The sequence below is a fragment of the Phyllobacterium sp. P5_D12 genome, assembly GCF_054049495.1.
Window position 1 is genome coordinate 1 of the sequence record NZ_JBFUMG010000590.1, and the last position, 2,638, is coordinate 2,638.

Annotated in this window: 2 protein-coding genes; one reads left to right on the top strand and one right to left on the bottom strand. The window is 59.8% G+C overall.

The window, feature by feature from the left end; translation table 11 throughout:
• Nucleotides 1-137: 137 nt before the first annotated feature.
• On the top strand, nucleotides 138-1,580 hold the full coding sequence (locus ACXJ5O_RS23900) for a helix-turn-helix domain-containing protein (RefSeq protein ID WP_457302077.1): 1,443 nt from the start codon (nucleotides 138-140) through the stop codon (nucleotides 1,578-1,580).
• 183 nt (nucleotides 1,581-1,763) lie between these two features.
• On the opposite strand, the gene ACXJ5O_RS23905 is transcribed toward ACXJ5O_RS23900, so the two are convergent.
• Nucleotides 1,764-2,402 carry a hypothetical protein gene (locus ACXJ5O_RS23905; protein WP_457302078.1) on the bottom strand — a complete coding sequence of 213 codons (639 nt, stop codon included), beginning with the start codon at nucleotides 2,400-2,402 and terminating at the stop codon, nucleotides 1,764-1,766.
• Nucleotides 2,403-2,638: the final 236 nt, after the last annotated feature.

Genomic DNA, 2,638 nt, shown 5'->3' on the forward strand with positions numbered 1-2,638 from the left:
GTCATCCTCGGGCTTGACCCGAGGACCCACATTCGATTTGGGCGTCCTTGTCATGGGTCCTCGGGTCAAGCCCGAGGATGACGGAGAGAGGGATATTATGGGCAGATCCCATCCCGACCGTGCAGAATGGGTTTCTCATGGCTGAGGGCAAGATATTCGCCGGACCGCGCATCAGGCGCATTCGCAACGAGCGTGGTCTGACACAGACCTCCATGGCGGAGGCGCTGGGCATTTCGCCGTCCTATCTCAATCTCATCGAGCGCAATCAGCGGCCGCTCACGGTCCAGCTCCTGCTCAAGCTCTCCTCGACCTACAAGATCGAGCTCGATACGCTGCAGATGGAGACGGGCTCCTCCATGGCCGTGCTCAAGGAAGTGTTTTCCGATCCGCTGCTCAATGGCGAATTGCCGGGCGATCAGGAGTTGATCGAAATCAGCGATGCGGCGCCTAATGCCGCCACCGGCATCATCAAGCTTTATCGCGCGTACCGGGAATCGCTCGAGCGCCTTTCTGATCTGTCGCAACTTCTGGCGAAAGACGGCCGGGCGCCATCGCTTGTCGCCACGCGCATGCCGCTGAACGAGGTGCGCGAGGCGCTGGAGCGCCGCGCCAATCATTTCCCCCGTATTGAGGGGGAGGTCGATAGCTTTACCAGTCTGCTCAAACCCGGCGATGATCTGCTTGGCGCGCTTAAGGCCTGGCTTAAGGCCGAGCACGGCATGACGGTACGCATCTTGCCCGTGGCAACGATGCCGAACTGGCGCCGCCGTTATGATCGTCATTCGCAGCGGCTGTTCATATCCGAGCGGCTGTCGCCCTTCGACCAGTTGCGCGAAGTGGCGATGGAGGCTGCTCTCATGCGCATGCAGGTGGTCATTGCCGCCGAAATCCAGGACCTGAAACTCTCCTCCGACGAGGCGCGGCGCATTACCCGTTTCGAGTTCGGGCGCTACGCGGCGCATGCGCTGATGATGCCGTATCAGGCTTTCCAGAGTGCCGCTGTTCGCGCTCGCTATGACATTGACGTTCTCCGTTCGCGCTTCCATGTCTCCTTCGAACAGGCCGCCAACCGCCTGACCACCCTTACCGGCAGACAAGACATTCCGTTCTTCATGCTGGAGGTCGACCATGCCGGAAACCGCTTCCGCCGGGCAGGGGCGCAAGGGTTTCCGCAGTCCCGTTTCGGCGGCGAGTGCCCGAAGCTGCCTGTCTATGCTGCGTTTGCCCAGCCCAGCCAGATCCTCGTCGAGGCAGTGGAAATGCCGGATGGTGCCGAATTCATGACCATCGCGCGCACACTGGAAGGGCCGCAAGGCGCCTTCAACGAACGCCCGCGCCGTACTGCCATCCTGCTTGGCTGCGACATCGAATTTGCCGACCAGACGGTCTATGGCGGCGCCATCGGCAACCACAGCATCAGCGCCCCGCCACTTGGCAAATTTGTCGGCTCAACGCCCGTCGGCCCGGCCTGCCGCTTGTGTGAACGCGCTGCCTGCCTCTCGCGAGCCGAACCACCCGTGACCCGGCCAGTGGGACTGGACGAGATGGTGACCGGCCTTAGCGCATTCGACTTTCAGTAGGCCGAGGTTCGCCATCCTGAAAACAAAACCGGCTCTGAATAAGTTGTGTAGGGTGTGTGGCGATTCGGGTCAGGACGCGACGAAAATGGTGGTTTTCGAGCAACGGAACGCAGCGTACTTTCAGGTACGTGAGCACCGGAAGCACAGAAAGACGCCATTTACAGGCCGTCAGAGCGTGAATGCCTAGCCTGGAGGGCCGGTGTATCCGACCGCATTGGGCCCGCCGTTCATCTCGCGAAGCTTGACGATGTAATGCTGCGGACGCAGCAAGTGGCCGGGTGCTTTATATCCCATGGACCGCGCGATCTCGCCCACGAAGGCATTGCAGTTGAACGTCGTTGCTTGCCAGAAGCGCGATCTGGCTTGCAGTTTGCGTATATAAGCAACGACTTTATTGTACTCGGCTTCGTTCAAGGTGACGCGCCAGGTTGCCGACCTGTACTTATCGTCCGTATCACCGTCGCTCTCACCTGTCTCGGCTGGAACGGGTATGTAATGACCAAGAATATAGGGAACCACGCTGTTGGTAGCCGGGTGGAGGCCGGCCACTTCGCGATCGACTATATTGCCCGCCTTGTCCAGACGCCCGAACATCACATAGGTATGGCCGTAGGTAAGGGCATAGCGCGAGCGAAACTCGATATAATAGCGCCCGCTTTTTTGCTCGGGCTGGGCTGCTGTCGCCGAGGTCACCTGAACGGCCGCCGCGTTATCGCCGGCACCGGCTACGGAACCCGACTTGCTCCCATCGCTCGTTTGGCATCCCGCCACTGCGAGTCCAAGCGCGATCACAGATAACAGACGAACACTCATGAGCGTCATCCCATCCCAGAATTCATCAAAACGCAATCCTCAAGCCCGGCCATACCCGCTATAAATCACCGGGGGCCGCACAGCCGCCTGTTAAGCCGGCATTTTGCGAATCACATGATGCTGGAAGGGTCGGGAGACCCTTCCATTTTTTTGACGAAACTACTTATTTATAAACTGGTGCTGCTGCGGGCTCTTCAGCGACTGGCGGCGGGGCTTTCCCCTTACCGATCGTCCCACACGCGCTT